The following is a 6000-nucleotide window of genomic DNA, read 5'->3' as shown; positions in this document are numbered from 1 at the left end:
AGGCCACCCCCTTGCGGATACCTCATGGCCCTTGACGTACAGCGGCAGGCAACACATGTCAGCCGCGACAACACGCCAACAAAGTCAGTAGCGGCCCAGATCGCCGATAGGTCGCCTTCCGTCCCGGCGTCGTCCGGGCAACGGAGGGCGTCGACGTCAAGGCGCTCGTCCAGGGCGTCCACGACAAGGCGGGGCCAGCCCGTGACCGTGCGGACGGCCTGAAGCGCCGGCGGAACGGCGATGCCCAAATTCGCCACCCGCGACTGGCCCTCGTAGTACGAGTCCAGGGTCCGCAAACGCCACGTGTCCTCAGTGGCCGTCGCGGACAGCAAGGCGACGGCGTCGCGCTCGGCATCGGACAGGGACAGGGACAGGGAGGGCAGGGCAGGGATGAGCAAGGGGATTCCCCCCCTCGCACCTAGCCGAGGACGATCACGCGTCCTTTACCGCGCGCCCGGGGGCGCTTGCCGTATTTGCTGCTGGTGATCACTAGGCGGCGCAGCATGCGCGCGCCGACCATGCACACGGCAAGATCAATCTTGCGCGAGGACGCTCGGTGTTCCTTGCCGATCGTGATCCCGAAAGCGTTGGTACGCCGCCGCGCGTTGCGGACGTGGGTGCGCATGATCTTGTGTCCGTCGTGCGTCAACTGCCGTTCGAAGATGTCGATGTGGGCGCGTTCCACAGCGTGGGTGAACTCCTCCTGGCGGCGCCGGTCGCCGCCCATGTCCCACTCCACGGCATGCCGACGGCTGCCGGTGGTCGCGGCGTGGACCAGGAGCCGGGCGCCGTAGCGGTCCGCCCACATGTCGATGAACCGGTCCCAGTAACGACCGCCGTCGGACTGGTCCTCACCGGTGCCCGGGTCGGCGAAGAACGCGAGCACCCGAAACCGGGCGAACGCGTTGTCCACCACTCCGTCGACGTCCTCACGCGGGACGTTCCACACGTCGACCTGCGGCGGGCGCTGCCACACCCCAAGGGTGGTGACGTGGCCGTCGGACATGCGGCAGGCCACCAAGCCGGTGGCGTCGTCGCTCTTGGAGCAGTCGAGGAACAACACGACCTCGTCGCCGTCGGACAGGACCAGGTCGGGGCGGGCGCAGGCATCCCACTCGTAGGGCGCGCACCACGCGTCCTCGGCGGCCGTGACTTGGTTGTACCAAAAGCGCCGTGACCGGGAAGCGGGGTTCCGGACGTCGAGGATGGACGCCACGATGCGGTCGATGTCCAGCCAGGTGGCATCCCCGCGGACCGCTTCGATGACCTTCGGTGCCCACGCCGCATTCAGCTTCGCGCCGGGCGGGGCCTCCAAGGAGTCGTAGAGAAGACCGGTGTCCACGGCACGGCCGGCCTGCGCGTCCTCCCAAGCCTCACGGGTCCGCTCCGCGACGCTGTCCTCCCCCGGCTCGAACGCATTCGTGATCGCCAGACTGCGCGCGGACCCGTCGGCGCTCTTGGTGGCGTTCCTTTCCAGGACAGCCGCCATCTCATGGCCCCCGTTGGTCGACAGCCAGTGATGCGGCTCGTTGATCAAGCTCCAAGATGCCCTGGAGCCCTCCAAAGCACGCGGTGAGCTGGTGACGGCCTCGATCCGGGCCCGGCCCCTGTGGGCGTAAATGACCTCTTTGCCGAGGTCGATGGAGTACTCCTCAATGGCCCTCTGAGTGAAGAGCCCAGGGAAGATCATCATGGTGTTGCGGGTCTGCGCCTGTGTGACCGCAGCGAGCATCACCCAGGGCTCCGGATGCGGTTGCCCAAGTGGCTGCCCCTCCGGAACACCCGAGGGGTCATTGGGGCCTGCGACCCGACCTGACGGCCGACACGGGCCCACGAACTCCACGGCGGCGTAGGTCGCTGCGAGCGGGTCTTTCCCGTGGCCCTTCAGCCGCTGGAAGACGGCGTCCCGGTAGAGGAATCGATCCGTCACAGGGTCGATCGCGTAATACCAGAGCGTGAAACGAGCCTGCTCCGGGGTGTACGTCCAAGGCGTACCGGCGGAGTGCTGGAGATACTCAGCGGTCCACGACAGAACGTGCCACCCCAGCGACGATTCAGGGAGGACGAACCGGCCTTCGCCATCCCGGCGCCACGTCGGCCCGATGGTCACGGGCTCGATGACGTCGGGCGGAAGATCGTCCTCGGGAGCAGGGGCGGTCACGGGGACCACCCCCTTCGTCAGGCGCCGAGGGCGGCCCGATAGGCCGCGATGGCGGTTACGCCGGCCGGAGTCTCCTGTTCGGTCGGGGCCCGCTCCAGCTCGATCCGAACCCGACGGCGGGCGCCCTCTGTGGTGAGGAGTTCCGTCATGGCGGAGGAGACAGCGGCGAAGAGCTGCGCGGAGAACCGCTGTCCGGCCGCAAGGTTGCGGCTCATGGCCTCGGCGACGTAACGGGCGGTGGCCACGTCGGACGGCTCGTAGAACTGGGCCTGCCCCGAGGCGGCCAGGCTGCGGTACCAGTCACAGGCGATGGCGTGCCAACTCGCGTCAGGGTCGGGCCACTCGACCAGACCGGGAGCGGACGTGGCGTGTACCAGTTCAGCGCCGTCCTTATTGCGCCGGCGCCGCTCTGCGGAACGCTTCGGTACAGGTCCGCGGGCACCCACACGATCACCTCCGGGTACTGCTGTGTGCTGGTGAAAGGGAGCGGGAGACCGCCCGCCGGACGCCCCTGTCGGCCGCTGTGGTGGCGGGTTACTCGTCTCGGGCGGGCGGTTCCCGCGCGTTGCCTCACGACCTCGGCAGACCACTCCGAGTAACGGCGGGGTGCGTGATGCACGGGCAACGAGTCGAAGGACCCCGGTTCACGGGCTCGGAAACCCGTACAGACAGACAAGTGCATTGCCTATCGCCCTGGGTCGGAACCGGGGAGGGGGGCCACCCCCCAGGGGTAGTCACACAGAGTTACCCCAGTCGGCCGGGGTGGGGGTCGTCGGGGCGGCGCCGGCCGGGCCGACGTGCGCGGCCGGCGGCACCCTCTGCCGCGCTCTTCTGGGCGTGGCAGGGGCCGCAAACGCCCTGTAGAGCCCGGTCACGGTGGTCGTCGGTCATGGCCTTGATGTGGTCGACCTGCGTCGAGGGACGGACGCCGCAAATGCGGCACACCGGGTCGCGGGTGAGAACGCGGGTGCGGATCACCGACCAGTTCCCCGGCAGGCGGGCGGCCCGGTTGCTGGTGTTCCAGGGCAGGGGCCGTCACCTCCGGGCAGGTCAGTGACGGTGAAGGTGGTGCCCGCCCCCGGGTTCGAACCGGGATCTCTGCGGCATAACCGCAGCGCAGTGACTGCGCAGTGGCCGCGCACCTCTCCCTTGGGTCAGGCGGGCGTGTGGGGAGTCCGCACGGGCTTGCGACCCCGTTCGGCTCATCCTCGACGGCGGGCCGAGGACCGGTTACTAGTGGGCGGTGCGGACTCCTGGTGATCCCGGCCGGAGTCGAACCGACTCGCCCCCGGGCAGGGGACTTCCATGGCGGGACCTGGCCATCCCCACGTGGGGGCGGCGGCGGGGTTACAGGGACGCGAGTGCGGCCGTGGCCTTCCGGGGGTCGCCCTTGACGAAGGTCAGGACGTATTGGTGGTGGCGGCCGTGCTTGCGGGATGCGCGCCACTGGGCGCCGAGCCGCATGGGGGCCGTGCCGAGGCTGTTGACGAGGATGGCGTCGTTATACAGGCGGGCGCCTGCGGCGTCGTGGGCGGCGATGGTGAGCGGGACCAGGCCGCGCAGGTATCCGGTGCTGCCGCGGACCTCCCCCACGACCCAGGTGGCGAATCGGTCCGGCGCCAGGCATCGGACGGTCTCCGCGATGATCGCGCTGTACGCCGCGGCGAACTCGCGCCACCTCATGGCGGACAGGTCCGCCGGGTGATCGCTGTACCGCTCCAGGTCGTGATACGGCGGGCAGGTGAAGACGTAGTCCGCGTGCCCCGCCGGGAGGGCGGGGAGTTCTTCGAGTGCGTCGCCGTGAATCCAACGGGGTTCGGCGGCGAGTAGGTCACGGGCGCGCCAGTCGGCGGCGGCTTCCTCGTTGGCGTCGACCTGGAAGGGGGACAGGTCGACACCGGTGTACTGGTAACCGCCGTTGGCAGCGACGAGGCCGCGCACGGAGCCGCCGGCGAAGGGGTCAAGGACCCGCCCGCCTTCCGGGCAGTACCAGGAGTAGGAGGCTTCGGCGAGGACCGGGTCGAAGGTGGAGAGCCCAGCGTTGACCGCTGCCATCTTCCGGCCGAAGGCGTCCGCCGTCTTGTAGGTGGTGACGTGCTCGCGCCCCCGTCGGCTGTGGAGACCGAGGTCTTCCCAGGCACGACGGCGGTCACGCCATGGGCCTAGGTCTGTCCGGAGGACGGAGAAGGGCTGTATGCCCGGCAGGCCGCGCCCGGTGGTCACCGGTGCGGCGTCTATCAGGGCCAGTTGGGACACAGCGCGACCTTTCGTGCGGGCGCTCACGCTGCCGTGGTGCTCCGCTGGGTGAGGTAGGCGCGGACGTCGCGAAGGTCGACCAGGGCCCGGCCGGCGGTGTCGTATCCAGTTCGCTGGATGTGGCCGCGGCGTATCCACTGCCGGACTGTTGCGGGTGTGACCTTGACGTAGGTGGCGGCGGCGACGGTGTCGCAGATGACGGGGGTAGTTGGGGACACGTGCGTCTGCCACCGCCTCGATACGCGAAAGCCCCTCCGGCCCGGGGGGGGGGAGGGGCCGAAGGGGCTTTCTGGCTTTCGCACCGGTATGCAGACATACGAGGGGTGCTGCGATTGAGTGTGACACGGCCGGAGGGAAACCCCAAACACCCGTGCTGGTCAGACAGCTAGGGCCAGGGCGACGCCCAGGTCGATGGCGTCCCAGACCGTTCGGCACCACCGGCACGTGACTGTGGTGGCTCCGGGGACGTAGCGCAGGACGGCGCCGCACGCCTGCGTGGGGTCGTCGGCCGCGGGGGCGGGGCAGTGGCCGATACGGCGGGCGCGCCGGGCTGGGTCGAGGAGGCCCGTTGCGTCGCTGTGCAACTCGGCGATCTCCCGGGCGAAATCGTCCACGGCAGCGTGCTGTTCGACGGCCCAGGGGAGGTTGGCGCGCAGTGCGGTGGCGGCCTCGGTGAGCGGGTCTGCACGGTACGTCGGGGGTGTCCATTCGAGGTGGTCGTGCCAGTCGGCGAGCCAGCTGTCGAGTGTGGCCGTGGCGGCGGCGATGCGGTCGAGGATGTGGAGGCGGATCGGCGCCTGGGGTTCGCTGCTGGCGCGGGTGCGGGGGCCGTCGAGTGCGCGGCCGGAACCGGGGGCGAGCAGACCATGCAGGTCGTGTATCAGGTCCGGGAGCTGTTCAAGGTGATCTGCGATCCGTCGTTCGCAGGGACGGCAGGCGTACCGGTGCCGCTCGGCGTCCCACAAGGGGCGGGTGCAGACGGTGCAGGTGGGGCGGTCGGTGTGCGTCATTGGCGCTTCTCCTCGCTGCGGACGGGGTCAGCCGGCGGACTGGGCTATGGCGTCTTCGGGGGTGATGTCGCCGACGCAGAGGGCGCGGAGCGCCATCACGATGTCCCCGTGTCGGCGGGTGGCGGTCAGGAGGGTGTCGGCGATGTGGGCGGCGGTGGCGAGCCGCTCGTAAAGGTCGTCCAGGCGTTCGTCGGTGATGGTGGTCGCGGTGTCCCGGTTCATGCGGCGGCTCTCGTGCGGGTGGTGAGTCGGCGGGTGGTGGGTCGGTAGTTCTGCTCTGCCTCGGTGCGCCCGCCCCAGATTCCCCACTCCCGGTGATCGCGGGCCCAGGTGGCACAGGTGATGCGGATGGCGCAGCGGAAGCAAATGGCCTGCGCGGCGGCCACGCGCGCCGTCGTTTCGTCCGGCTGCTCCTGTCGGTCCGGGGGGAAGAAGTGTTCGGGTGCGTCTGTGCAGGGGACGCGGTATTCGTCGCTGCGGGGGACGTAGGGCGGTGGGGTGATCTGGATCAGGGACACGTGGGCGCTTTCGGGTCGGTCGGCAGGTAGGGGCGGGCGAGACGCTTCGAACGGC

7 protein-coding genes and 1 pseudogene are annotated in these 6000 nt (G+C 69.8%); all 8 read right to left on the bottom strand.

Translation table 11 applies throughout. From position 1 onward, the window contains the following. Positions 1-398 (bottom strand): annotated as a pseudogene (locus ACH427_RS14200) (hypothetical protein); the annotation flags it as partial. Positions 399-418: 20 nt separating this feature from the next. Beyond that, positions 419-2161 (bottom strand): terminase, encoded by a 1743-nt coding sequence (locus ACH427_RS14195; RefSeq protein ID WP_398869722.1) that lies wholly within the window; start codon positions 2159-2161, stop codon positions 419-421. A gap of 17 nt (positions 2162-2178) precedes the next feature. Beyond that, a complete protein-coding gene (locus ACH427_RS14190) occupies positions 2179-2607 on the bottom strand; it encodes a hypothetical protein (protein ID WP_398869721.1) in 429 nt (142 codons plus the stop codon). A gap of 901 nt (positions 2608-3508) precedes the next feature. Continuing rightward, positions 3509-4417 carry a class I SAM-dependent methyltransferase gene (locus tag ACH427_RS14185; protein WP_398869720.1) on the bottom strand — a complete coding sequence of 303 codons (909 nt, stop codon included), beginning with the start codon at positions 4415-4417 and terminating at the stop codon, positions 3509-3511. Between the two features lie 23 nt (positions 4418-4440). Then, a complete protein-coding gene (locus ACH427_RS14180; protein WP_311613346.1) occupies positions 4441-4635 on the bottom strand; it encodes a helix-turn-helix domain-containing protein in 195 nt (64 codons plus the stop codon). Between the two features lie 159 nt (positions 4636-4794). Then, positions 4795-5427: a hypothetical protein gene (locus ACH427_RS14175; RefSeq protein ID WP_398869719.1), complete on the bottom strand. Its 633-nt coding sequence runs from the start codon at positions 5425-5427 to the stop codon at positions 4795-4797. Between the two features lie 27 nt (positions 5428-5454). Continuing rightward, on the bottom strand, positions 5455-5649 hold the full coding sequence (locus tag ACH427_RS14170; RefSeq protein ID WP_311613344.1) for a hypothetical protein: 195 nt from the start codon (positions 5647-5649) through the stop codon (positions 5455-5457). Beyond that, entirely contained in the window at positions 5646-5945 is a 300-nt protein-coding gene (locus ACH427_RS14165; RefSeq protein WP_369016246.1) for a WhiB family transcriptional regulator, read from the bottom strand. The genes ACH427_RS14170 and ACH427_RS14165 overlap by 4 nt, the downstream gene beginning before the upstream one ends. Positions 5946-6000: the final 55 nt, after the last annotated feature.

This window comes from Streptomyces sp. NPDC020379, assembly GCF_044387105.1.
Taxonomy (GTDB): Bacteria; Actinomycetota; Actinomycetes; order Streptomycetales; family Streptomycetaceae; genus Streptomyces.
Note: the sequence above shows the minus strand (reverse complement) of the source record. Positions and strands in the feature narration are given on the sequence as shown.